The organism is Marmoricola sp. URHA0025 HA25, from assembly GCF_054059435.1.
The window spans coordinates 580,983-602,732 of the sequence record NZ_JBSSCD010000001.1; the positions used below are offsets into that span (position 1 = coordinate 580,983).

A 21,750-nucleotide genomic window follows, 5' to 3' on the forward strand; every position below is an offset into this window, starting at 1 on the left:
CCGGATGGGAGGATGGGGCTGCCATGACCGCAGCCGCCGCTCCCGTCCGGGCCGAGATCGTCGTCGACCTCGGCGCGATCCGGCACAACGTCGGCCGGTTGCGCGAGCTGGTCTCGACGGGTCCGACCGGGGACGCGGCGCCGGCGCTCATGGTCGTCGTGAAGGCCGACGGCTACGGGCACGGCATGGTCGAGTCGGCCCGCGCGGCGCGGGACGCGGGCGCCGAGTGGCTCGGCGTGGCGACCGCGGACGAGGCGGTCGCGCTCCGCACCGCCGGGGACACCGGCCGCATCCTCTGCTGGCTGGCGGTCCCGGGCGAGGACCTCTCGGCCGCGATCGCCGCCGACGTCGACGTCACCGCCCACTCCGTCGCCCAGCTCGGTGAGCTCGTCGCCCTTGCGCGCGAGGGCGGACGCACGGCTCGGGTGCAGCTCAAGGTCGACACCGGCCTGTCGCGCGGCGGCGCTCCTCGCGACCAGTGGGCGGCGTTGTTCGAAGCCGGTCGGAAGGCCGAGGTCGCGGGCGAGATCGAGGTCGTCGGCGTCTGGTCGCACCTCGCCTGCTCCGACGAGCCGGACCACCCGGCAAATGCCGCACAGGAGCAGGCCTTCCGCGACGCGCTCGCGCTCGCCGACGACGCCGGGCTGACCCCCGAGGTCCGGCACCTGTCGAACTCGGCCGGTGCGCTGCTGCGGCCCAGTGCCCGCTTCGACCTGGTCCGGCTCGGCATCGCGGCGTACGGGCTGAGCCCCGCCCCTGAGGTGGTGACCGGCGACGAGCTCGGACTGGTGCCGGCGATGACCGTCCGTGGCAGCGTCGTGATCGCCAAGGACCTCGAGCCGGGCGCCGGGGTCTCCTACGGGCACACGTTCGTCGCGGACCGGCCGATGCGCGTGGCGCTGGTGCCGATGGGCTACGGCGACGGTATCCCGCGCCACGCCTCGTCCCGGGCCGCCGTGCAGGTCGCGGGCGAGCGCGCACCGGTGCTCGGGCGGATCTGCATGGACCAGTTCGTCGTCGAGGCGCCGCACGCGTCGGCCGGCGACGAGGTCGTCGTGCTCGGGCCCGGCCGCGACGGCGAGCCGACCGCACAGGACTGGGCCGAGTGGTGCGACACGATCTCCTACGAGATCGTCACCCGCATGGGTGGCCGCCAGCAGCGTCGGTGGGTCGAGGGGGAGCACCGCGCGTGACCGAGATCCTCCTGGTCGGCGCCGAGCGCGCCGGCGACGTCGTCGCGGTGATCCACGAGGCATTCGCGGGACGGCCCGTGCTCGACCCGCCGTCGACCGCGCTCGAGGAGACGACCGAGTCGGTCGCCGCCGCGCTCTCGGAGCACGGCGGGCTCCTCGCCACCCACGACGGCGAGCCGGTCGGCGCACTGCTCTTCGCCGACCACGATTCGCTGCTCGGCCTCCGCCGGGTCGGCGTCCTCGCGAGCGCCCGGCACCACGGGGTCGCCCGCATGCTCGCTGACGCTGCGGCTTCGGTCGCCGCGGAGCGTGGCAAGGAGGGCCTGGACCTCGAGGCCCGCGCCGAGCTGCCGCAGACGATCGCCTTCTGGCAGAAGCACGGGTACGTCGAGGTCGAGCGCGACGGCCCGCGCCTGCGGATGCTGTGCCTGCTGCCGCTGCGCCTCACGCTGCCGACTCCCGAGGACACCCGGACGGTGGGTGAGCGGTTGGGTCCCCTCCTGCGCGCCGGTGACCTGCTCGTGCTGACCGGCGACCTCGGCGCCGGCAAGACCACCCTCACGCAGGGCCTGGGCGACGGCCTCGGCGTTCGCGGTCCGGTGACCTCGCCGACCTTCGTGATCGCGCGCGTGCACCCGTCGCTGCGCGGCGGGCCGGAGCTGGTCCACGTCGACGCCTACCGGCTCGGTGACGCCGCCGAGCTCGACGACCTCGACCTCGACACCGACGTGGACCAGGCGGTCACGGTGGTCGAGTGGGGCTCCGGTCTCGCCGAGGCGCTGAGCAACGACCGGCTCGAGCTGCGGCTCGAGCGTGCCGACGACGACGTCCGCACCCTGGTGATCAGGCCGGTCGGCAGCCGCTGGCAGGGCACCGACCTGCGCCGGGTGCTCGCGTAATCGTCGCTTCGCTCCTCAACGTTCCTCGCTACACCGCAAACGAGCAAGCTCGATGCGGCTCCGCTCGTTCACGTAACCTCGGGCCCGTGCTTCTCGCCTTCGACACCGCCACGTCGCACGTCACCGTCGCCCTGCACGACGGGGAGGACGTCGTGGCCGAGTACTCCGCGAGCGAGTCGATGCGTCACGGCGAGATGCTCGCGCCCGGCATCGCCGACGTGCTCGCCCGGGCAGGCGCGATCAGCCAGGACGTCACAGCGATCGCCGTCGGGGTCGGCCCGGGGCCGTTCACCGGCCTCCGGGTCGGTCTGGTCACCGCGCGCACGATGGCGCTCGCGCTCGACATCCCGGTGTACGGCGTCTGCACGCTCGACATCCTCGCCGCCGAGGCGATCGACGCGGGGCTCGACGACTTCCTGGTCGCCACGGACGCGCGTCGTAAGGAGGTCTACCTCGCGACGTACGCCGACCGGGGGCGTGTCTCCGGCCCGGAGGTCGTCCGGCCGGCCGATGCCGCGACCGATGCGCTGGTCGTGGGTCACGGCGCGGCGCTGTACCCGGACGCGTTCCCGCACGCGGCCGGACCCCAGCATCCCCGGGCGAGCGTGCTGTGCGACGTGGTCGTCGGGGAGCGCTTCGCGCTGCTCGACCCGGACCCCCTCTACCTGCGCCGGCCCGACACGATGGAGCCCGGTCGGCCCAAGCGGGTCACATGATCCGCGCGGCGGTCCCCGGTGACGCCGAGGCGGTGACCGAGCTCGAGTCCGTGTGCCAGGGCGTGGACGCCTGGAGCGCGGGCCTGATCCGGGTCGGCCTCGCCGGGGACGTTCCGACGGTCCGCTACCTGGTGGCCGACCACGACGGCGAGGTCGTCGGCTACGCGGTCGCCTCCTACGCCGGGGACATCGCCGAGCTGCAGCGGATCGGCGTGGCACCGGCCGTGCGGCGTACCGGTGTCGCGGGCGCGCTGCTCGACGAGGTCATCGCCCACGGGCCCGGCACGGGAGCGGACCGGCTGATCCTCGAGGTGCGCGAGGACAACGCGAGTGCCCTCGCCTTCTACGCCACCCGCGGCTTCATTGAGATCGACCGGCGCCCCCGCTACTACCGGGACGGGACGACAGCGGTCGTGCTCCGGCTGCCGCTCGTCAAGGGCTGTTGAGCTCGTGTGCCCCAGCGCGTCGCTCGCGACGCGCTGGTGCACACGACATGGTCAGGGCAGGTAGTAGGTCGGGTTCGGCAGCTTCACGGCCCGGTCGGCGTGCCCGCCGATCAGGTCGGAGAACTGGTCGCCGAAGTTGGCGATGATGTCGTAGCCCTGGTCCTCGACATGGGCCCGGACCGCCGACTTGTACTCGATCGTCGAGCACGACCCGTCTTCGCACGGTGTGCCGTCGAAGTACGACGGGACGGTGGCCGCACTGTCGAACTTGGTGTAGTAGTTCGCGTCGGTGAACCAGCTGCCGTACCACTTGGCGAGGTTGCCCAGCGTGGCCGCACGCTGGTTGTCGTGGCGACCGGTCAGACCGACCACGGTGCACCCGGCAGCACCAACCGCGTCGACCAGCGCAGGCATCCCCGGCGTTGCCGGGAAGGCCATCGGCTGCACCCATGCGTCGTTCTGGAGCTTCGGGTCGAAGTTGAAGTGCATCGCGCCGTCCTCCATGTCGTAGGTCCACAAGGTGGTGTCGTCGGCGTCGAACACGACCGCCGGCCTGCCGCCCGCGCGCACCTCGCGCCGGCACTGGTTGGCCAGCCGGTCCCGGTTGTCGGCCTCGATGCCCGCGAGCTCGGAGATGTACGGCGAGCTCGACTTGTCGGCGATGCCGGTGCTGGAGGCGTTGTAGTACTTGCGGATGGTCGACTTGACCGAGTCGATGTTCGGGATGCCCTCCCCGCCCTGGGTCAGCCCGCTGGAGCCATCCGGCGCCATCGTGAACTCGGTGCGCGGAGTCAGGGCCGCGTCGCTCGCCGGTGCCCCCGCGATGTCGGGGCTCGGCAGGTAGTACGTCGGGTTCGGCAGCTTGAGCGCCGCGTCGGCGTACCCGCCCTGGAGGTCGGAGAACTGGTCACCGAGGTTGAGCACGACGTCGTAGCCGAGATCCTGCTCGATGTGCCTGCGGGTGAACGCCTTGTACTCCACCGTCGAGCAGGAGGCGGCGTTGCCGTCGGCCGCGCAGTCGACGTATCCCGGCGGTGTCTGGGCCGACGTCCACTTGGTGAAGAAGTTGTCGGCGTCGAAGCCGGTGTAGCCGACGGTGGCGAGGTTGGTCAGCGTCGCGGCCTCCTGGCCGGAGTTGCGGCCGGTGATGCCGAAGACGGCGTACCCCTTGGCCTGCACTGCGTGCTCGAAGTCGACCATGCCCGGCGTCGCCGGGAAGCGCCCCTCCTGCACCCAGGTGTTCTGCAGCACCGGGTCGAAGTTGAAGTGCATGGCGCCGTCTTCCATGTCGTAGGTCCACAGCGTCGTGTCGTCGGCGTCGAAGACGATCGCCTTGTGCTGCGCCGGGTCGACGGCGGGCAGCGATGCCAGCGTCGACGACTCGATCGCGTGCAGCTCGGAGATGTACGGCGAGCTGCTCTTGTCCGCGATCCCGTTGCTCCCCGCGCTGTAGTACTTGCGGATCGTCGACTTGTCGGAGTCGATGTTGGGGATGTGCGACCCGTCGACGGTGAGGCCGGTGCTGCCGTCGGCCGCCATCGTGAAGTGGGTCCGGGGCGCGAGCGGCGGTCCGGGGTTGTGGTCGCTGCGGGCGTCGGCGGGTGCTGCCAGGCCGATCGACAGGGCGGTGGCAACGGCGAGGAGCGCGGCGATGGTGGTGCGGCGCTCCGGAGGGGTGATGGACATGGAGTCTCCCGAGTCGGGTCGTGCCGGTGTGTCCGGCGCCATGACGCTACGTCACCCCGGGCAGGTTTGAGAACGACCGGACCGGGACGCGCGGCACTCGCTTCCGGACCCGCTTCTGGTTCCCGGCACAATGGCGGCGTGAGCGAACCCCTGGTCCTCGGCATCGAGACCTCCTGCGACGAGACCGGCGTGGGGATCGTCCGCGGTCACACGCTGCTCGCCGACGCGGTCGCCTCCTCGGTCGAGGAGCACGCCCGCTTCGGCGGCGTCGTGCCGGAGGTGGCCTCCAGGGCCCATCTGGAGGCGATCGTGCCGACGCTGCAGCGCGCCTGCGAGACGGCGGGCGTCGCGCTGCACGACGTGGACGCGATCGCGGTCACCGCCGGGCCCGGGCTCGCCGGAGCGCTGCTCGTCGGCGTCGCCTCCGCCAAGGCGCTTGCGCTGTCCCTCGGCAAGCCGCTGTACGGCGTCAACCACCTCGCCGCCCACGTCGCGGTCGACCAGCTCGAGCACGGTGCCCTGCCGGACCCGTGCCTGGCGCTGCTCGTGTCCGGCGGCCACTCCTCGCTGCTGCGCGTCGACGACGTCACCTCGTCGGTGACGGCGCTCGGGGCGACCATCGACGACGCCGCCGGCGAGGCGTTCGACAAGGTCGCCAGGCTGCTGGGGCTGCCGTTCCCCGGTGGTCCGCACATCGACCGGGTGGCCCGCGAGGGCTCCTCGGTGTCCATCGACTTCCCGCGCGGGCTGACCTCGCGGCGTGACCTCGAGCGGCACCGGTTCGACTTCTCGTTCTCCGGCTTGAAGACCGCCGTCGCCCGCTGGGTCGAGGCCAGGGAGGCAGCCGGCGAGCCGGTGCCCGTCGCCGACGTCGCCGCGTCCTTCCAGGAGGCCGTGTGCGACGTGCTCACGCGCAAGGCGATCGACGCTGCGGCCGACCAGGGGATCGAGGACATCCTGATCGGAGGCGGAGTCGCCGCGAACTCACGGCTGCGCGCCCTGGCCGAGGAGCGAGCGGCGAGGAAGGGCATCCGGGTGCGGGTCCCGAGGCCCGGTCTGTGCACGGACAACGGCGCCATGGTCGCCGCGCTCGGCGCCGAGATGGTCGCCCGGGGGCGTACGCCCTCCCGGCTCGACCTGCCCGCCGACTCCTCGATGCGGGTCGAGCAGGTCCTCGCGTCATCCGGCGTCTAGCCTCACGGCCGCACGCCGAAGGCGAATGGCACCAGGGCGTCGTCACCCGGGACGACCGGCGTCGCCCGGTCGACCGAGCCGTCGGGGCCGACCCGCAGCACGGCCCAGAGGTGGTCGGCAGGGCTGTAGACGGAGACGAGGACATGGCTGTCGTCCTCCCAGGCCGCGTCCGTGACCTGCACCCCGGGGGACGTCTGGTAGCGCGTCCGCACCTTGCCCGACGTACTGTCTCGCACCACGATGCCGTTCCAGCGCCCGTCACTGCCCCGGTGCTCGAGCACCAAGGCCGATCCGTCGGGGTTGAAGCTGTCCGGCGTCTCCCGCACACACGGCCACGAGCTCGTCACCTGGAGGGTGCGCGACGTGCCGGCCGGCAGATCGGGCACGCGAAAGACCTTGGTCGGGCAGCCCTCGGTCGTGTAGCCGGCCAGCAGTCGTCGCTCGCTGTCGACCGCGAGCACCATGGTCATCCCCGGGATCGCGACCGTGCAGGAGGCACCGCACGACATCGCCACACCCCCGGTGTCGGCGTCGACGCGGTAGACGAGGTCGTCTCCGAGGTAGCCGACGGGTCTCGGCCGGTCCAGGGCGGCGGGCACACTGGTGTCGGCTCCTCCGCCGGCGTCCGAGGTCGGGCCGGACACGAAGGCACCGCCATCGGTCTTCGGCGACCACCAGGTGACCCGGCTCCCGTCGGCGCTGACCACGGGTCCGTTGCCCGCGCCGCGCGAGACGACGCTGCCGTCCGCACCGACCACGACGACCTCGTCGGCGACGTTGTTGCTGGTGCCGGCGACCACGCCGCCCCGGTACGGCGCGAACCGTGTCCACTCCCCGTCCGGGAGGGTGAGCGTCCGCCCACCCTCGAGGTGCACGGTCGACCCGAATCGCCAGTCGATCCGGGGCGCGTCTCCCTGCGAGAGCTTCTCCAGCGCGCTGGGAGCCGCGGTGGTCGCCGTGCTCGAGGGAGAAGGCGTCGGACCCACGGGGCGCGCCGCGTCGTCGTGCGGCTGCAGCGCCAGGAAGGTGGGCACAGCTGCAGCCACCACCGCGGCAGCGACGGCTCCCACCGCGGTGACCCGTCGGCGCGCGCGGATGCGGTGCGCCCGGGCCTCGACCTGGTGGAGGTCCGACGGCAGGACGTCGAAGGTCTGCACCTTGTCCTTGAGCATCCTGGACAGCTCACCCTGCTCGGTCATCACGCCTCCTCCTGCGACAGCCCGGCCTGACCGGGGATCCGGGCGCGCAACGACGAGAGCGCACGCGACGTGGACGACTTCACGGTGCCGACCGAGATGCCCAGCGTCTCGGCGGTCTCGGCCTCGCTGAGCTCCTCGTAGTAGCGCAGCACGATCACCATCCGCTGCCGCGCCGGGAGACTGCCCACGAACTGCCACAGCGCCTCGCGGCGACCGTCCCATTCGGCCGCTGGCCTCGCCGTCTCCGGCGGCTCCGCGGTCACGTGCTCCCGGCGTCGCCAGGGCCGCCGCCACAGGGACCGGTACTCGTTGAGCAACGTGCGCCGCGCATACGAGTCGAGGTGCTCGCGGTCGGCCAGGCGGTCCCAGGCGAGGTACATCTTCGCCAGGGTCGCCTGGACGACGTCCTCGGCAGTGTGGGTGTCACCCGTGAGCAGGCAGGCGGTCCGCAGGAGCATGGTCTGTCGCTGGGCCATCCACTCGGCGAAGTCGGTGCGGGACGGTCCTGTCACGTCCGACCTCGCTTTCCGGGCGTCAGCCAGCGTGCGATCGAACCCCATGGTCGTCCCCGGACGCTTCTGCACGACCACTACACGCCGCCGGGGCCGGAAAGGTTGCTCCGGCCGCCGGCGTCACGGCGTCGGGAGCACGAACGGCGACACGTAGGGGTCGGTGCCGTCGACCGGGCTCATGGCGTACTCCCGACGGCCGTCCATCCCGACCCGGAGCACCGCCCACCTGTTGCCCTCGCTCACGGTCGCCACCACGTGGCTCGCGTCCTCCCACTGCACGTCGTAGACCGAAGCACCCTCCGCCGTCGTCAGGTCCAGCACCGGCTTGCCGCTGTCGGCGTCGAGCACCGCAAGCCGGGTGTCGCCGGCGCCGTCCGCCTGGGCCGACCCTGCGAGCACCAGCTGGCCGTCCGGCGAGAACGCCTTCAGCGCATAGGTGCAGGTCTTCCACTGCTGGTCGTCACCCTGGTCCAGCGCGGCCCAGCACGACCCGTCGTTGCTGGACGACAGCTGCCCGATGGCGGCACCGGCTGCCGTCAGGCCGGTCAGCTTGATCAGCTGCGGCTTGACGAGCACGGGCTCCTGGTGCGGTGCCACCGCCCAGATCTCGTGGGTCGCGTCGGTCGTGTCGACGTAGATCGTGCAGCCGACCTCCTCGGACCGTCCCGAGCAGTTCTCGCCGGTCACGGCCGCCACCGAGAATCGACCCGCACCGCCGTGCGGTGAGGCTGCGCCGGCCAGGTGGGCGACCTCGAAGTAGCGCGAACCGCCGTCCTGGACGGCCATCACGGTGCCGTCCGGCTCGACGAACGCCGCCACGTTGCCCTCAGGAGACACTGCGAACCCGCCCGCCACCGGCCAGGACTGCTCGAGCGTGCCGCCCTCTGCGTAGATGAAGTAGGCGGTCTGGTCGCCGTCGCCGGTCCCCATCGCCACCATCGCGCCGCCCTCCAGAGCGGCTGCGCGGATGACCTGGCCATGGAGTCCGGACAGCCCGTTGGCCGCCACCGGCAGCTGCCAGGTGCCGTCCTGCGCGTATCCATGGGCAGGGGGCGCACCGGTCTTCAGGTCGCCGAGGGTCAGCGCCCCGTCGTCACTCTGCACGGGGTGCGCAGGCGTGACCGGATCGGTCGTTCGGTCGCGGTCGAGCGCGACGAGCCCGGTGGGCACGGCGACGGCGAGCACCACGGCAGCCATCACCAGGCTCGCCCGCATCCGGCGACCGCGCTTGATCTCGCCCGCGCGGTCGAGCACCTGGCTGAGGTCCAGCCGGGCACCGCCGAGGCGGTCGAACTGGTCCGCCTTCTGCTCGAGGTGGCGGGTGAGCTCACCGTCGGGGAAGCGCGGGCTGCTCTTCATCGGTCCGTTCATCGGTGGGCCTCCCAGCCGGTGAGGTCGTCGCGGTCCCCGAGGTGCAGGCGCAAGGTGTCGAGGGCGCGACTGGCCTGGGACTTCACCGTCCCGACGGTCACGCCGAGCGCGTCGGCGGTCTCCTTCTCGGAGAGCTGTTCGTAGTAGCGCAGCACGACCACCGCGCGCTGGCGCTCGGGCAGTGCGCGCACGGCGGTCCAGAGCGCGTCGCCGACGCCGTCGTACTCCCGGGCGGCGGTCGGTACGTCGTACGCACTGGTGTCGCTGACCACCTCGCGGTGCCGCCACAACCGCCGCCAGGTCGACGTGTGCTCGTTGACGATGATCTTGCGGACGTAGGCGTCGATCGACGGTGCGTCGGAGACCCGGTCCCAGGCGAGGTAGAGCTTGGCCAAGGCGGTCTGGACGAGGTCCTCCGCCGCGTGGACGTCGCCGGTCAGCAGGTACGCGGTGCGGAGCAGCCGGGTCTGGCGGGCGAGCATCCACGACTCGAAGTCCGCCCGGGCATGGGCAGCGCGGTCGTCCACGGGCAGCTCCCTCGAGGTCGTGAGCATCATGCACCTCCTTCGACCGTTCCCTACGCGGCCTGCGCGGGAAAGGTTGCACGGGGCTCATGCACCTGCGATGTCCGAATTGCACAGTTTCTACCAATAAGGACCGATTCGCGATACTCTGATCGCGGGGTCGGACATGGGGGTCCGGCCGCCGTCTTCGATGGGGAGGATCGAGATGGAACTGCGCCGTGTCCCAGGTGGGGCCTCACGTACGCTGCGTCTGAAGACGCTGCTCGCGGTGGTCGTGATCGCGATCTCGTCGGGCGTCCTGCTGGGCGTCGGCGATCCCGCCACAGCGGCCTCCGCCGCGCCCTCCGTGTACGTGCAGGTGTCCGGCACGGAGACGGCGTCGGTGTCCGGGCGCACGAAGAGCGCATCGCCGCGCGTCCGCTTCGATCGGCGCGCCGGATCGCACTGGGTGCTCGTCAAGCGCATCCGCGCACACGCGCATCGCTTCGCCACCACGCTGTCGGTGGTGGCCGGCACCTCGGCGACCTTCCGGGTGACCAGTGACGGCAGCAGCCGGAAGTTCGTCGTGGCCATGCCGGCGCGGGTCGCGAAGCCGAACCCGCCGTCGCAGCCGACTCTCTACGACGCCTGCGGGGCCCGGCCACGCAAGGCCGACGGCTCGGCCTGGTCGTGCACCTTCGACGACGAGTTCAACGGCACCGAGCTCGACCGCACCAAGTGGATCCCCAACACGGTCTTCGCCACGGGGTCGGCCGACACCTACACCTGCTACCGGGACGACCCGTCGAACGTCAACGTGGCCAACGGCAGCCTGACCCTCACGCTCCTCCGGCTCGACCAGCCGGCCCCCTGCGGCGTTGCCGGAATGGGCCCGACACCGCTCCAGTCCGGGATGGTCTCCACCTGGCACCGGTTCAGCCAGCAGTACGGGCGGATCGAGGCCCGGGTGAAGAACACCGCGTCGGCGTACCCCGGCCTCGCCGAGGGCTTCTGGATGTGGCCGGACGACCGGGTGGCGTCGACGGACGTCTGGCCGACGGCCGGCGAGATCGACATCGCCGAGACCTTCTCGGTCTACCCCGACGCGATGTCCTCGACGCTGCACTACTCCGAGGACGCGAACGGGATGCGCCTGGGCTTCAACTACAACGTCTGCCAGGTGCACCGCGGCGAGTGGAACACCTACGCGCTGGAGTGGACGAGCACCCGGATCGAGTTCTTCGTGAACGGGCACAGCTGCCTGGTCAACACCTCGGGCAGCACCGCGTTCCAGAAGCCGTACACCATCATCTTCACCCAGGGGATCGGCCCGGGGGAGATGGGCAACCTGCCGGTCGCCGGGACGCCGATCCCTGCGACGTTCAAGGTCGACTACGTCCACGCGTGGCAGTGATCCCTTCTCAACCGAAGGGTTGACAAGCAGCCGCTGCCACGGCACCCTTGATCAACCAGGTGGTTGATCAAGGAGGCGATGATGCCAGCGTCCGACGACCGGCTCACGCGCGTGTTCGGTGCGCTCGCTGATCCGACCCGGCGCGACATCGTCGCTCGGCTGACCGACGGCGACGCCACGGTGAGCGAGCTGGGTGCGTCGTACGCCGTGTCCCTCCAGGCCATCTCCAAGCACCTGAAGGTGCTCGAGGAGGCCGGCCTGGTCAGTCGGAGCCGGGACGCCCAGCGCCGCCCGGTCCACCTGGAGGCGGAGGTGTTCGACCTGATGACGAAGTGGATCGAGCGCTACCGGCAACAGGCCGAGGAGCGGTACCGGCGGCTCGACGCCGTGCTGGCCGCCATGGCAGAACCCGCGACCGCTGACCAGGCGACCGACGCACAAGGAGAGGCCTCATGACGACGACGAAGCACGAGACCACGATCGAGGCGCCGCCGGGGCTGCCGTTCGTCGAGATCACCCGGGAGTTCGACGCCCCGCCGGAGCTGGTCTTCCGTGCCCACGTGGATCCGGGCCTCGCCATGCAGTGGCTCGGTCCCCGCGACATCCACAGTGTCGCCGAGCACTGGGACGCACGCACCGGCGGCAGCTGGCGCTACGTGTCCTCCCGTGGTGAGGAGACCTACCGCTTCTACGGCTCGTTCCACGAGGTCCGGCCACCGGGCCGCATCGTGCAGACCTTCACCTTCGAGGGCTGGCCCGACGGGGTGTCGCTCGACACGCTGACCCTCGAGCCGCTCGCCGACGGCCGCACCAGGCTGCGGATCACCAGCGTCCTGGACTCGCTCGAGTCGCGCGACGCGATGGTGGCCAGTGGCATGGAGAAGGGCGTCGTGGAGGGGTACGAGCAGCTCGACGAGCTGCTGGCGAGCCACGAAGTCGCTCACAGCGGCCCCACAGGCATCAGCAGCAACCAGAATTGACTCTAGTCAGGGCCCCTCTCGAGGCCCTACGCTGCCTCCTGATTCGCTGCTCGGGCCCCTCCCAGGAGACTCCCCGCAGCCCTGTCCTTCTCGGGGGAGTCGGGAGTTCGGAGCATGAGGCCGTTCAGGCTCATCTGTGTGCTGGCGCTGGTCGTGTCGATCGGGGGGTTCGCCGCACCGGCGGGCGTCGTCCCGCACGCCGAGGCGATCTCCGGGGTCTCCGCGTCCGCGGACGCGTGCGGCGCGCAGCCGCTCAAGGCCGACGGTACGCCGTGGCGGTGCACGTTCGTCGACAACTTCTCCGGCAACACCCTGGACCGGACGAAGTGGACTCCGCAGACGGTCTTCCTCACCGGCACGACCGATGTCCACGCCTGCTACCGCGACGACCCCGCGAACGTAGGTGTCCGGAACGGGTCGCTGTACCTCAACCTCCTCAGGCTGCCGGCGCCCGCACCGTGCGGGCTCGCCGGGTTCGCGCCGAGCCGCTACCAGTCGGGCTCCGTGACGACCTGGCACCAGTTCAGCCAGCAGTACGGGCGGTTCGAGGCGCGGGTCCGGAACACGGCATCGGCCTATCCCGGCCTGGCGGAGGGCTTCTGGATGTGGCCCGACGACCGGTACGGGTCCACCTCGCCGTGGCCGTACTCCGGTGAGATCGACGTCTCCGAGACGTTCTCGGTCAACCCGTCGCTGTCGGCCTCGTCGCTGCACTACTCCGCGGACGTCCTCGGGTTGCAGCAGGGCCTGAACATGGACGTCTGCAACGTGAGCCGGGGCGTCTGGAACACCTACCGGCTCGAGTGGAGCCCGACCAGGATCGAGTTCTTCGTCAACGGGCACAGCTGCCTGGTGAACACCTCGGGCGACCCGGCGTTCCAGAAGCGCTACATCATGACCTTCACCCAGGGCATCGGGCCCGACGGGATGGGCAACATGCCGGTGGCACAGACACCCGTGCCGGCGACGTACCAGGTCGACTACGTGCGGGTGTGGCAGTGAGCCGTCGGCGCTAGATGTACTTGGCCATCAGGTTGGTCGCAGACGGCTGATAGGTGGGAGTCCTCCGAGCGCGCTGTGACGGCGGCAAGTGTTGTAGTGCTCGAGCCAGGGCGCAAGAGCGGCGGCTCGCTCGTCGTTGCTGAGGAACACCTGGCGGTATGCCCACTCGGTGAGCAGGGTGCGGTTGAGGCGCTCGACCTTCCCGTTTTGCCACGGGCAGTGAGGGCGGATGAAGAGCTGTCTGATGCCGCGAACAGCACAGATCTCGCGCAACGAGTAGCGGTAGGCCCAGGCGTTGTCGGTCATCAGCTCCTCGACTGCGGTGATGCCGTGGGTCGCGAAGTAGTCCAGCGCTCGGGCCAGGAACCCAGCGCAGGTGGTGCCCTTCTCGTCTGCGTGGATCTCGGAGTAGGCAAGCCGGGAGTGGTCGTCGACCAGTGCGTGGACGTAGTCGAATCCGGGTCCATTGGTCCGGTCGCGGGGTATGCCACGGCCATGGACGCGCCAACCGCCGCCGTCGGGGATCCGGCCGAGCTTCTTCACATCCATGTGCGCCAACGCACCTGGATAGGCCCGTTCGTAGCGGACGGCGGTGGCCTTGCTGGCCCGGATCACCTCCCCGGTGATCGGATCCAACGCTGCCAGCTTCGGCACCTGATGGCGGGCCAGCACACGAGAAACCGTCCGAGCCGGGACACCGAGCTCGGCGCCGATCCAGTCGGGACCCCGTCGCTCCCGGTGCCGAACCTCGACGATCGCGGCCTCCACCGCTGGACTGGTCCTGGTCGGAGACCGATGCGGCCGTGAAGACCGGTCGCGCAAACCAGACTCACCCTCCGCGGCGAACCGGTCGAGCCAGGTCTTCACACACTTGCGCGAGACGCCCATCGCTGCCGCGATGTGGGCTTGGGGCCAACCGGCTCGATGCCGCTGAACGATCAGCAGCCGGCCTTGGAACGTGGTGCGGGCACTACTGTGGGACACGAGAACCTCCGGGTTGGAGTGGGCCTTAGACAAGCCACATCCCATTCGGGGGTTCTCACCCGTTCAAGCCGCCACGCCCGCTACCCACGTCATGGCCGGGTACAGCTAGAACGGCTCGACCAGCAGGCACACACCCTTGCCGGCCGCCCGGGTCAGGACGATCGTGGCCTCGGCGTCGCCGGCAAGGGCGAGCCGCTTGCGCAGCTCCTCCGGCACGACGGTGACGCCGCGCTTCTTGATCGTGAGCCGGCCGATCCCGCGCTCGCGCAACGCGGCCCGCAACGCCTTCTCGCGGTGCGGCAGCTCCTCGAGGACCCGGTAGGACCGCGCGAACGGCGTCCGGAACGACTGGTCGGCGACGACGTAGGCGATGTGCTCGTCGAGGAGCCACCCACCGACGCCCGCGGCCACCGCCTCGACGAGCCCGGCCCGGATCACCGCGCCGTCCGGCTCGTAGAGGTACGCCGAGACGGCGGTCCCCGCGGCGAGTCGCTCGTCCGGCAGGTCCTCGTCGGTCAGGGTGGCCAGTCCGCCGTCGCCGATGACGGTCGCGCGCCGACGGGTGCTGGCGAGGGCACCCGACCAGAGCGCGGCTTCCTTGACCTCGCCGTGATCGCTGATCCACTCGGCCTCGACATCGCCGGGCAGCACGGCGTGGGGGATGCCCGGTGCGGTCTTGACGCAGGACGTGCGCCGCAGGAGCGACTCGACGAACGCCCACGGCGGGGTCCAGTCGTCGACGGAGAACGTGCGCCCCCGCGCCGACCGGCGCGCCGGATCCGCGAACGCCACGGAGAACGGGCTCAGGTCGAGGGTCGTCGCGTCGGCCACCATCACCGCCCCACCCAGCTGAAGCGCGGCCAGGTTGGCCCGGGCCACCTCGACGCGCACCGGGTCGAGGTCCACGCCGGCGGTGGTGATGCCGGCACCTGCGAAGGCGACCAGGTCGCCGCCGATGCCACAGCCCAGGTCGACCACAGACTCGACCCGCGCGGCTCCCAGGCGGGCCGCCCGGTGCTCCGCAACCGGGGCGCGGGTGGCCTGCTCGAGGCCCTCGGGGGTGAAGTACATCAGCGCCGCGAGCTCGCCGAACTTCGCGACGGCCTTGCGGCGCAGCGATGCCTGGGTCAGTGCGGCCGCGACGTGATCGCCGTCCGCCTCACGCCGAAGCTGGGCGGCGGCCTCGAGGGGATCCTCGGACGCCGCCTCCGCGCGGTCCAGGAGGCGCTGGCCGGCGTCGGTCAGCAGCCAGCGGAAGGCGTCGAGGTCCACCGGGGCATTGTGTCGCTCTCCGGGCTCCCACGCCTGCGCGACCCCTGCTGGCACTCGATTGGGGTGAGTGCTAAGTTCTGATTGGCACTCTCCCCGTGAGTGTGCCAGCGCATGTGCTCGAGGTACGACCCCCGCGACGGCGTACCGACATCGCAGGCGCCACAACGTGAACCACCACCAACACACAGATACGCGGAGGTCGACAACGTGTCGGTCAACATCAAGCCCCTCGAGGACCGGATCGTCGTTCAGCCGATCGACGCCGAGCAGACCACGGCCTCCGGCCTGGTCATCCCGGACACCGCGAAGGAGAAGCCCCAGGAGGGCGAGGTCGTGGCGATCGGTCCGGGCCGGATCGACGACAACGGCAACCGGGTCCCGCTCGACGTCAACGTCGGGGACAAGGTCATCTACAGCAAGTACGGCGGCACCGAGGTCAAGTACGCCGGCGAGGAGTTCCTGATCCTCTCCGCGCGCGACGTGCTCGCTGTCATCTCCTGACCCATCCGGTCGTGTGCCTGAGCGCGTCGCCCGCGACGCCCTCAGGCACACAACTGCTTTCGAGAGGTACCAATGCCCAAGATTCTTGAGTTCGACGAGAGCGCCCGCCGCGCCCTCGAGCGGGGCGTCGACGCCCTGGCCAACGCCGTCAAGGTGACCCTCGGCCCGAAGGGCCGCTACGTGGTGCTCGACAAGAAGTGGGGCGCCCCGACGATCACCAACGACGGCGTCACCGTCGCCCGGGAGATCGAGCTCGACGACCCCTTCGAGAACCTCGGTGCGCAGCTCACCAAGGAGGTCGCCACCAAGACCAACGACGTCGCCGGTGACGGCACCACGACCGCGACGGTGCTGGCCCAAGCGATGGTGCACGAGGGCCTGCGCGCCGTGGCCGCGGGCGTCAACCCGATGGGCATCAAGCGCGGCATGGACGCAGCCGCCGAGGCGCTCGGCGAGGCCCTCGGCAAGGCGGCCCGCGACGTGGGCTCGGTCGAGGACATGGCCGCGGTTGCGACCGTCTCGAGCCGTGACAGCGAGATCGGCGAGCTGCTGGCCCAGGCCTTCGACAAGGTCGGCAAGGACGGGGTGATCACCGTCGAGGAGTCCAACACGATGGGCACCGAGCTCGACTTCACCGAGGGCATGCAGTTCGACAAGGGCTACCTGTCGCCGTACTTCGTCACCGACCCGGAGTCGATGGAGGCCGTCCTCGACGACCCGTACATCCTGCTTCACCAGGGCAAGATCTCGGCGATCGCCGAGTTGCTTCCGCTGCTGGAGAAGGTCATCGGTGCCGGCAAGCCGCTGTTCATCCTGGCCGAGGACGTCGAGGGCGAGGCGCTCTCCACGCTCGTGGTCAACAAGATCCGTGGCACCTTCAGTGCTGTTGCCGTCAAGGCCCCCGCGTTCGGTGACCGCCGCAAGGCGATGATGCAGGACATCGCGATCCTCACCGGCGGCCAGGTCATCGCTCCGGAGGTCGGGCTCAAGCTCGACCAGGTCGGGCTCGACGTGCTCGGCACCGCCCGGCGCGTGGTGGTCACCAAGGACAACACCACGATCGTCGAGGGTGGCGGCGACTCCGCGGCCGTTGCCGGCCGGGTCAACCAGATCAAGGCCGAGGTCGAGGCGACCGACTCCGACTGGGACCGGGAGAAGCTGCAGGAGCGGCTCGCGAAGCTCGCCGGTGGTGTGTGCGTGGTCAAGGTCGGCGCCGCCACCGAGGTGGAGCTGAAGGAGAAGAAGCACCGCATCGAGGACGCCGTCTCCGCGACGCGCGCCGCGATCGAGGAGGGCATCGTCGCCGGCGGCGGCTCCGCACTGATCCACGCGGCAGCAGCGCTCGAGGGCGACCTCGGTCTCTCCGGCGACGAGGCCATCGGCGTGCGCATCGTCCGCAAGTCGGTCGATGAGCCGCTGCGGTGGATCGCCGAGAACGGTGGGCTGAACGGCTACGTCATCGTCGCCAAGGTCCGTGAGGCGGGCGAGGGCACCGGCTTCAACGCGGCGACCGAGGAGTACGGCGACCTGGTCGCCCAGGGCGTCCTTGACCCGGTCAAGGTCACCCGCTCGGCGCTCACCAACGCGACCTCCATCGCGGGCATGCTGCTCACCACGGAGACGCTCATCGTGGACAAGCCCGAGGACGATGAGCCCGCGGCCGCCGGCCATGGGCACGGGCACGGTCACTGATCGGAAATTCACTACTTCCGTAGTGAAACTGCCGCTTCCCGTACGCGATCGCGTACGGGAAGCGGCAGTTCTGTTCGGGGAGCGGTACGCCGATCCCGCGGGTCGTCCTACTCGTCGACGTCCGCGAGCAGGCGCTCGGGCGGCCTGGGTGCCGAGTCGACGACGCCTGACTCGAAGCTGAGGGTCTGCACCGGCTCGTCGGGTCCGACCCAGCTCTTCGTCCGCGCGGGATGCGTGCGGATCCCGAGGAATGCGCCGTCGGCCGGGTCGAAGACGAAATCGGGTCCGTGCTCGCTGTCGATGCCCAGTGCCACGCCGGCCTTGCCCGCGATGTCGGCGCTGCGATCGACGACGCGCACGCCTTCCACGGTGGCGATCGTCCGGAGCACCTCGGCGGCGACGACGTCCGGCGTCTGCGGGTCGGAGAGCAGCCAGAACGCCGCGGTCCACAGGTCGGCCGTGTGGTCGTTCGACTGGCTTCCTTCGCGACGCACGAGGTCGCGCATCGCCTGCAGCATCGCCGCTCCGCGCGGCTCGGCGCGGTAGATGGGGTAGTTGCCGTTGGTGTCCTGCGAGACCACGGCCCAGGTCACCTTCAGGTCGGAGTCGATCGTGCGCTGGATGAGCGCCTTCGTGGGATCGGTGGGCACCCACGTCTCCACCGTCACCGGGCTCGTTCGCGGCCGGGTGTCCTCAACCGACGGGTCTGACGGCGAAGGCCCGTAGTCCCACGAGAGGGTGACGTCCTTGCGGTAGAGGTACTGACCCGGGAGGGGCGGCCGTGAGGCCTCCAGCCTGTCTGCCGACCGTTCCAGGATCGTCGCGGCCGCTGCTGATGCCCCGTGTTCAGGGGTCTGCGACACGACGGTCGCGGCGACGATCAACGCTGCCGCTGACGTGGCGATCACGACCCGTACGGCGTACCGGCGACGCGTACGCCGGGCGAGCGCCTTGCGCAGCAGCGCCCGCCGGGCGCGGAGCACGACGATCGGATCGGGCGCGGCCACGTCGGGTCGCGCCTCGCGGAGCAGCTCGTCGATCATCGTCGTACCTCCAGGGTGTCGTCGCGTGCCTCGCGCAGGAGCGCGCGGGCCCGGTGGATGCGGGAGCGGACCGTGCCGACCGGGATGCCCATGGCCACCGCGATCTCTGGATAGCTGAGCTCCTCCCAGGCGAAGAGCAGGATCGCCTCGCGGTCCCCGTCGGCGAGCTCGTCGAGGCTGGCGCGCACCGATCGCCACTCCTCGGCCGTGTCGAGGCGGTCGATGACACGGTCCTCGTGGGAGTCGGTGCTCTCGACCACCTGGCTCGCTGCCGAGCCGTGGAGGCGGTCGGCGGCGGCAAGCGAACGCCACCGACGCCTGAGCAGGTTGCCGGCGATGCCGTACAGCCAGGGCAGCGCCGACCCGACGCTCGTGTCGAATCGCTTCCGCTGGGCGAACGCTGCAAGGAAGACGTCGGCGAGGACGTCGTCGGCAGCCTCCGGGCCTGCCCGCCGTGCCGCGTACGCGTGCACGGAGGCGTGGTGGCGGTCGAAGACCATGGCGAAGTGCTCGGCGGTGCGCAGCGACCGGGCGATGATCTCGCCATCGCTCGGCTCGGCGTCGACGGGGTTCACACCCATCTTTGCCAGCTGGCGCCGGATCGGTTCACGAGGCGGCTGCACACGCGACGATCGTCGCAGTGTGCGGACGTCAGCGGGCCAGAACGCTCTCGACGTCGATCTCGCCGAACACCGCGCTGAACAGCCGCACGCAGCGCTCGGTCATTGCGTCGGGCGACTCCGCGGGGTGCTCGAGCCACCAGTTGACCAGGGTGCGGAAGACGTTCTCCCACACCGCGCGCATCGCCGAGACGTCGCTGGGGTCCTCGATGCCGGCGAGCCGGAGCAGCTCGGCGACTCCCTCGGTGCCGAAGTCGAGGATGCGCGCCTCGTAGGCGTCGAGCACCTTCTGGGTGTCGGGGTCGCGGGGGGCGGTCGGGTCGAAGACGAGGTGCCACATCCAGGGGTGCGGAGCGAGCGCCCGGAACATCCCGTCCAGGGTCACCACGGCTCGGGCGAGCCCGACGGTGCCGGTCGCAGCGGTGCGCTCGATCTCGGCAGTGAGGATCTCGGCCGCGTGCTGGACGCACACGGCGTACAGGCCCTCCTTGGAGCCGAAGTAGTTGTAGATCAGCGGCTTGGAGATCCCCGCGGCCTCGGCCACATCCGCGACCGACGTGGCGGCGAAGCCGGCCTCACCGAAGAGGCGGCACCCGACCGCGACGATCTGGCTCTCGCGGTCCGCCCGGGCGACACCCTTGGTGCCGGCGTTGGGTCGGGTGCGGGTGGCCACGAGCGGACTCTAGCCGAAGATATGAACTCGTGGTAACTTACCGCGAAGTCATATCGAGGAGACCGGACCGATGAACGAAGTGCTCGACCCGATGAAGAACCGGGTGACGTACGCCGTCCCGTTCTTCCTGCTCACCATCCTCATCGAGCTCGCCGCGCTCAAGTGGCTCGACCACGACACCGCGTTCGACGGGCGGGGACGCACGGGGTACGACGCCAGGGACGCGGGCACGAGCATGCTGATGGGCCTGGGGTCCCTGGCCTCGACGTTGGTGTTCAAGGTCGGTGCCTTCGTCGTCTACAACGCGGTGTTCGTCTACGTCGCGCCGTTCCACCTGGACATGCACTCGTGGTGGTCCTGGGCGCTCGCCCTCGTGGCGGTGGATTTCGTCTACTACTTCTCGCACCGCTTCGTGCACCGGGTCAACGTCGGCTGGGCAGCACACCAGGCGCACCACTCGAGCGAGTACATGAACTTCGCCACGGCGCTGCGACAGAAGTGGAACCCGTGGTTCGAGTTCTTCTTCTTCCTGCCACTGCCGTTCCTCGGGATCGCGCCCTGGGCGATCTACATGGCATTCGGCTTCAACCTCGTCTACCAGTTCTTCGTGCACACCGAGATGATCGGCAAGCTCTGGCGGCCGGTCGAGCTGGTGATGAACACGCCGTCGCACCACCGCGTCCATCACGGGTCCGACCCGGAGTACCTCGACAAGAACTACGCCGGCATCTTCATCGTGTGGGACCGCCTCTTCGGCTCCTTCGTCGAGGAGAAGAAGCGGCCGACCTACGGGCTGACGAAGCCGGTCGAGACCCACAACCTGCTGAGGCTCCAGTACGGCGACTACGCCCAGATCGTGCGCAACGTCCGGGCCGCCGACCGGTTCCGCGACCGGCTCGGCTACCTGTTCGGGCCACCGGGCTGGGAGCCCGCGGGCCATCGGCCCGACCCGGACCTGGTGCCGATCAGGCCTCCGGCCGGCCGTGCAGGAACGTCACCCGCATCGGCCTGAGCTCACCGGTCAGCAGCCCGGAGCTGATCGCCGGATCGGACTCCATGATCGCCCTGGCGGCGTCCTCGTCCGGCGCCTGGATCACGTTGATCGCCGTGTTCACCTGACCGAACGTCGGGCCCGCCAGCAGCAGCACGCCCTGCGCGAAGAGCTCGGCGAGGTGAGCGCGGTGGGTCTGCATGATCGCGGTCTCCTCGTCGGTGATGGTCTCCACGAAGCCCTCGCGTGGCGGATGGCCGAAGTAGATCCACTCACTCATGGCGGGAGTCTAGGAGCGGCACGAACCGGTAGTGCCCGTGCTCGCTGATCCGGTCCTCGCCGCCGGAGCGGTCGACGACGGTCATGACGCCGGCGACCGGGAGCACCATCCGGCCCGGATCGGTGAGCTGGTCGAGGAGCTCGCCCGGGAGCCGACCGGGCTCGGCCGAGACCAGGATGCGGTCGTAGGGGGCGAGCTCCGGTACGCCGAGCACGCCGGCCGTCGCCTGCCTGACCGAGGCCCACGCCCCGCTGGTGCGCCGGACGTTCTGCTCGCCCCACGCGGCGAGGTCGGGCACCAGCTCGACGCCGACGACCAGCCCGGTCGCGCCGACCAGGTGGGCCAGCAGCGCCGTCGTCCAGCCGGAGCCGGCGCCCACGTCGAGCACCCGGTGCCCGGGACGGGCATCGAGGAGCCGAAGCATCGCCGCGACGCTGCGCGGCTGCGAGCTGGTCTGGCCGTGGCCGATCGGGAGCGGGCCGTCGTACCCGGCCCGGCGCCGCAGGTTGCGGGGCAGGAAGTGCTCGCGGGGGACGGCGCCGAACGCCGCCGAGACCCTGTCGACCTCCGGCCCCATGG

Annotated in this window: 24 protein-coding genes; 12 read left to right on the top strand and 12 right to left on the bottom strand. The window is 70.7% G+C overall.

What is annotated here, in order from left to right:
* Positions 1–23 precede the first annotated feature (23 nt).
* The 4 genes from alr to rimI all read left to right on the top strand — a co-directional run bounded on the left by alr (position 24) and on the right by rimI (position 3,254).
* Positions 24–1,193: an alanine racemase gene (alr, locus tag ACVW00_RS02750; RefSeq protein ID WP_457109370.1), complete on the top strand. Its 1,170-nt coding sequence runs from the start codon at positions 24–26 to the stop codon at positions 1,191–1,193.
* Positions 1,190–2,092 carry a tRNA (adenosine(37)-N6)-threonylcarbamoyltransferase complex ATPase subunit type 1 TsaE gene (gene tsaE / locus ACVW00_RS02755; RefSeq protein ID WP_457109371.1) on the top strand — a complete coding sequence of 301 codons (903 nt, stop codon included), beginning with the start codon at positions 1,190–1,192 and terminating at the stop codon, positions 2,090–2,092. Before alr ends, tsaE begins: the two co-directional genes overlap by 4 nt.
* A gap of 86 nt (positions 2,093–2,178) precedes the next feature.
* A complete protein-coding gene (gene tsaB, locus ACVW00_RS02760; protein ID WP_457109372.1) occupies positions 2,179–2,808 on the top strand; it encodes a tRNA (adenosine(37)-N6)-threonylcarbamoyltransferase complex dimerization subunit type 1 TsaB in 630 nt (209 codons plus the stop codon).
* Positions 2,805–3,254 (top strand): ribosomal protein S18-alanine N-acetyltransferase, encoded by a 450-nt coding sequence (gene rimI / locus ACVW00_RS02765; protein ID WP_457109373.1) that lies wholly within the window; start codon positions 2,805–2,807, stop codon positions 3,252–3,254. Before tsaB ends, rimI begins: the two co-directional genes overlap by 4 nt.
* Before the next feature lie 51 nt (positions 3,255–3,305).
* Here rimI and ACVW00_RS02770 read toward each other — a convergent pair whose 3' ends face one another.
* Positions 3,306–4,940 (bottom strand): HAD family acid phosphatase, encoded by a 1,635-nt coding sequence (locus ACVW00_RS02770; RefSeq protein ID WP_457109374.1) that lies wholly within the window; start codon positions 4,938–4,940, stop codon positions 3,306–3,308.
* Between the two features lie 138 nt (positions 4,941–5,078).
* Here ACVW00_RS02770 and tsaD point away from each other — a divergent pair, with 138 nt between their 5' ends.
* On the top strand, positions 5,079–6,134 hold the full coding sequence (gene tsaD, locus ACVW00_RS02775) for a tRNA (adenosine(37)-N6)-threonylcarbamoyltransferase complex transferase subunit TsaD (RefSeq protein ID WP_457109375.1): 1,056 nt from the start codon (positions 5,079–5,081) through the stop codon (positions 6,132–6,134).
* 2 nt (positions 6,135–6,136) lie between these two features.
* Here the strand turns inward: tsaD and ACVW00_RS02780 are convergent, their stop codons facing one another.
* The 4 genes from ACVW00_RS02780 to ACVW00_RS02795 all read right to left on the bottom strand — a co-directional run bounded on the left by ACVW00_RS02780 (position 6,137) and on the right by ACVW00_RS02795 (position 9,773).
* Positions 6,137–7,333 (bottom strand): hypothetical protein, encoded by a 1,197-nt coding sequence (locus tag ACVW00_RS02780; RefSeq protein WP_457109376.1) that lies wholly within the window; start codon positions 7,331–7,333, stop codon positions 6,137–6,139.
* On the bottom strand, positions 7,333–7,845 hold the full coding sequence (locus ACVW00_RS02785) for a SigE family RNA polymerase sigma factor (protein ID WP_457109377.1): 513 nt from the start codon (positions 7,843–7,845) through the stop codon (positions 7,333–7,335). Before ACVW00_RS02785 ends, ACVW00_RS02780 begins: the two co-directional genes overlap by 1 nt.
* Before the next feature lie 120 nt (positions 7,846–7,965).
* Positions 7,966–9,216, bottom strand: coding sequence for a hypothetical protein (locus ACVW00_RS02790; RefSeq protein WP_457109378.1), 1,251 nt, complete (start codon positions 9,214–9,216; stop codon positions 7,966–7,968).
* Positions 9,213–9,773, bottom strand: a complete 561-nt coding sequence (locus ACVW00_RS02795) for a SigE family RNA polymerase sigma factor (RefSeq protein ID WP_457109379.1) — start codon at positions 9,771–9,773, stop codon at positions 9,213–9,215. The genes ACVW00_RS02790 and ACVW00_RS02795 overlap by 4 nt, the downstream gene beginning before the upstream one ends.
* A gap of 172 nt (positions 9,774–9,945) precedes the next feature.
* Between ACVW00_RS02795 and ACVW00_RS02800 the strand changes: the two genes are divergently transcribed.
* From ACVW00_RS02800 to ACVW00_RS02815, 4 genes are all read left to right on the top strand, one after another.
* Entirely contained in the window at positions 9,946–11,133 is a 1,188-nt protein-coding gene (locus tag ACVW00_RS02800; protein WP_457109380.1) for a glycoside hydrolase family 16 protein, read from the top strand.
* Positions 11,134–11,214: 81 nt separating this feature from the next.
* Positions 11,215–11,589 carry an ArsR/SmtB family transcription factor gene (locus ACVW00_RS02805; protein ID WP_457109381.1) on the top strand — a complete coding sequence of 125 codons (375 nt, stop codon included), beginning with the start codon at positions 11,215–11,217 and terminating at the stop codon, positions 11,587–11,589.
* Positions 11,586–12,113 carry an SRPBCC family protein gene (locus ACVW00_RS02810; protein WP_457109382.1) on the top strand — a complete coding sequence of 176 codons (528 nt, stop codon included), beginning with the start codon at positions 11,586–11,588 and terminating at the stop codon, positions 12,111–12,113. Before ACVW00_RS02805 ends, ACVW00_RS02810 begins: the two co-directional genes overlap by 4 nt.
* Positions 12,114–12,227: 114 nt before the next feature.
* Complete coding sequence (locus ACVW00_RS02815) at positions 12,228–13,115, top strand: glycoside hydrolase family 16 protein (protein ID WP_457109383.1); 888 nt, start codon at positions 12,228–12,230, stop codon at positions 13,113–13,115.
* A 27-nt stretch (positions 13,116–13,142) separates the two neighbouring features.
* Here the strand turns inward: ACVW00_RS02815 and ACVW00_RS02820 are convergent, their stop codons facing one another.
* Together ACVW00_RS02820 and ACVW00_RS02825 are read right to left on the bottom strand one after the other, a co-directional pair.
* Positions 13,143–14,099: an IS481 family transposase gene (locus ACVW00_RS02820; protein ID WP_457109384.1), complete on the bottom strand. Its 957-nt coding sequence runs from the start codon at positions 14,097–14,099 to the stop codon at positions 13,143–13,145.
* A gap of 105 nt (positions 14,100–14,204) precedes the next feature.
* Entirely contained in the window at positions 14,205–15,371 is a 1,167-nt protein-coding gene (locus ACVW00_RS02825; protein WP_457109385.1) for a class I SAM-dependent methyltransferase, read from the bottom strand.
* Between the two features lie 207 nt (positions 15,372–15,578).
* On the opposite strand from ACVW00_RS02825, the gene groES reads away from it, so the two are divergent.
* Both groES and groL read left to right on the top strand, forming a co-directional pair.
* The gene (gene groES, locus ACVW00_RS02830; protein WP_457109386.1) at positions 15,579–15,872 is read left to right on the top strand and encodes a co-chaperone GroES; all 294 of its coding nucleotides are present in this window, start codon (positions 15,579–15,581) and stop codon (positions 15,870–15,872) included.
* A 72-nt stretch (positions 15,873–15,944) separates the two neighbouring features.
* Positions 15,945–17,564 carry a chaperonin GroEL gene (gene groL, locus ACVW00_RS02835; protein WP_457109387.1) on the top strand — a complete coding sequence of 540 codons (1,620 nt, stop codon included), beginning with the start codon at positions 15,945–15,947 and terminating at the stop codon, positions 17,562–17,564.
* A gap of 107 nt (positions 17,565–17,671) precedes the next feature.
* Here the strand turns inward: groL and ACVW00_RS02840 are convergent, their stop codons facing one another.
* From ACVW00_RS02840 to ACVW00_RS02850, 3 genes are all read right to left on the bottom strand, one after another.
* On the bottom strand, positions 17,672–18,607 hold the full coding sequence (locus ACVW00_RS02840) for a hypothetical protein (protein ID WP_457109388.1): 936 nt from the start codon (positions 18,605–18,607) through the stop codon (positions 17,672–17,674).
* Positions 18,604–19,188, bottom strand: coding sequence for an RNA polymerase sigma factor (locus ACVW00_RS02845; RefSeq protein WP_457109389.1), 585 nt, complete (start codon positions 19,186–19,188; stop codon positions 18,604–18,606). Before ACVW00_RS02845 ends, ACVW00_RS02840 begins: the two co-directional genes overlap by 4 nt.
* Positions 19,189–19,258: 70 nt before the next feature.
* Complete coding sequence (locus ACVW00_RS02850; RefSeq protein WP_457109390.1) at positions 19,259–19,900, bottom strand: TetR/AcrR family transcriptional regulator; 642 nt, start codon at positions 19,898–19,900, stop codon at positions 19,259–19,261.
* Positions 19,901–19,970: 70 nt separating this feature from the next.
* Between ACVW00_RS02850 and ACVW00_RS02855 the strand changes: the two genes are divergently transcribed.
* Complete coding sequence (locus ACVW00_RS02855) at positions 19,971–20,912, top strand: sterol desaturase family protein (RefSeq protein WP_457109391.1); 942 nt, start codon at positions 19,971–19,973, stop codon at positions 20,910–20,912.
* Here the strand turns inward: ACVW00_RS02855 and ACVW00_RS02860 are convergent.
* Together ACVW00_RS02860 and ACVW00_RS02865 are read right to left on the bottom strand one after the other, a co-directional pair.
* The gene (locus ACVW00_RS02860; RefSeq protein WP_457109392.1) at positions 20,866–21,171 is read right to left on the bottom strand and encodes a YciI family protein; all 306 of its coding nucleotides are present in this window, start codon (positions 21,169–21,171) and stop codon (positions 20,866–20,868) included. The two genes, ACVW00_RS02855 and ACVW00_RS02860, sit on opposite strands and share 47 nt — an antisense overlap.
* Positions 21,164–21,748, bottom strand: a complete 585-nt coding sequence (locus tag ACVW00_RS02865; protein WP_457109393.1) for a protein-L-isoaspartate O-methyltransferase family protein — start codon at positions 21,746–21,748, stop codon at positions 21,164–21,166. The genes ACVW00_RS02860 and ACVW00_RS02865 overlap by 8 nt, the downstream gene beginning before the upstream one ends.
* Positions 21,749–21,750: the final 2 nt, after the last annotated feature.

Bases quoted from the DNA above. Each gene is read 5' to 3' on its own strand.
- alr (WP_457109370.1), top strand. From the start codon at position 24: ATGACCGCAGCCGCCGCTCCCGTCCGGGCCGAGATCGTCGTCGACCTC.
- rimI (WP_457109373.1), top strand. From the start codon at position 2,805: ATGATCCGCGCGGCGGTCCCCGGTGACGCCGAGGCGGTGACCGAGCTC.
- ACVW00_RS02770 (WP_457109374.1), bottom strand. From the start codon at position 4,940: ATGTCCATCACCCCTCCGGAGCGCCGCACCACCATCGCCGCGCTCCTC.
- ACVW00_RS02780 (WP_457109376.1), bottom strand. From the start codon at position 7,333: ATGACCGAGCAGGGTGAGCTGTCCAGGATGCTCAAGGACAAGGTGCAG.
- ACVW00_RS02790 (WP_457109378.1), bottom strand. From the start codon at position 9,216: ATGAACGGACCGATGAAGAGCAGCCCGCGCTTCCCCGACGGTGAGCTC.
- ACVW00_RS02795 (WP_457109379.1), bottom strand. From the start codon at position 9,773: ATGATGCTCACGACCTCGAGGGAGCTGCCCGTGGACGACCGCGCTGCC.
- ACVW00_RS02800 (WP_457109380.1), top strand. From the start codon at position 9,946: ATGGAACTGCGCCGTGTCCCAGGTGGGGCCTCACGTACGCTGCGTCTG.
- ACVW00_RS02805 (WP_457109381.1), top strand. From the start codon at position 11,215: ATGCCAGCGTCCGACGACCGGCTCACGCGCGTGTTCGGTGCGCTCGCT.
- ACVW00_RS02810 (WP_457109382.1), top strand. From the start codon at position 11,586: ATGACGACGACGAAGCACGAGACCACGATCGAGGCGCCGCCGGGGCTG.
- ACVW00_RS02815 (WP_457109383.1), top strand. From the start codon at position 12,228: ATGAGGCCGTTCAGGCTCATCTGTGTGCTGGCGCTGGTCGTGTCGATC.
- groL (WP_457109387.1), top strand. From the start codon at position 15,945: ATGCCCAAGATTCTTGAGTTCGACGAGAGCGCCCGCCGCGCCCTCGAG.
- ACVW00_RS02840 (WP_457109388.1), bottom strand. From the start codon at position 18,607: ATGATCGACGAGCTGCTCCGCGAGGCGCGACCCGACGTGGCCGCGCCC.
- ACVW00_RS02845 (WP_457109389.1), bottom strand. From the start codon at position 19,188: ATGGGTGTGAACCCCGTCGACGCCGAGCCGAGCGATGGCGAGATCATC.
- ACVW00_RS02855 (WP_457109391.1), top strand. From the start codon at position 19,971: ATGAACGAAGTGCTCGACCCGATGAAGAACCGGGTGACGTACGCCGTC.
- ACVW00_RS02860 (WP_457109392.1), bottom strand. From the start codon at position 21,171: ATGAGTGAGTGGATCTACTTCGGCCATCCGCCACGCGAGGGCTTCGTG.
- ACVW00_RS02865 (WP_457109393.1), bottom strand. From the start codon at position 21,748: ATGGGGCCGGAGGTCGACAGGGTCTCGGCGGCGTTCGGCGCCGTCCCC.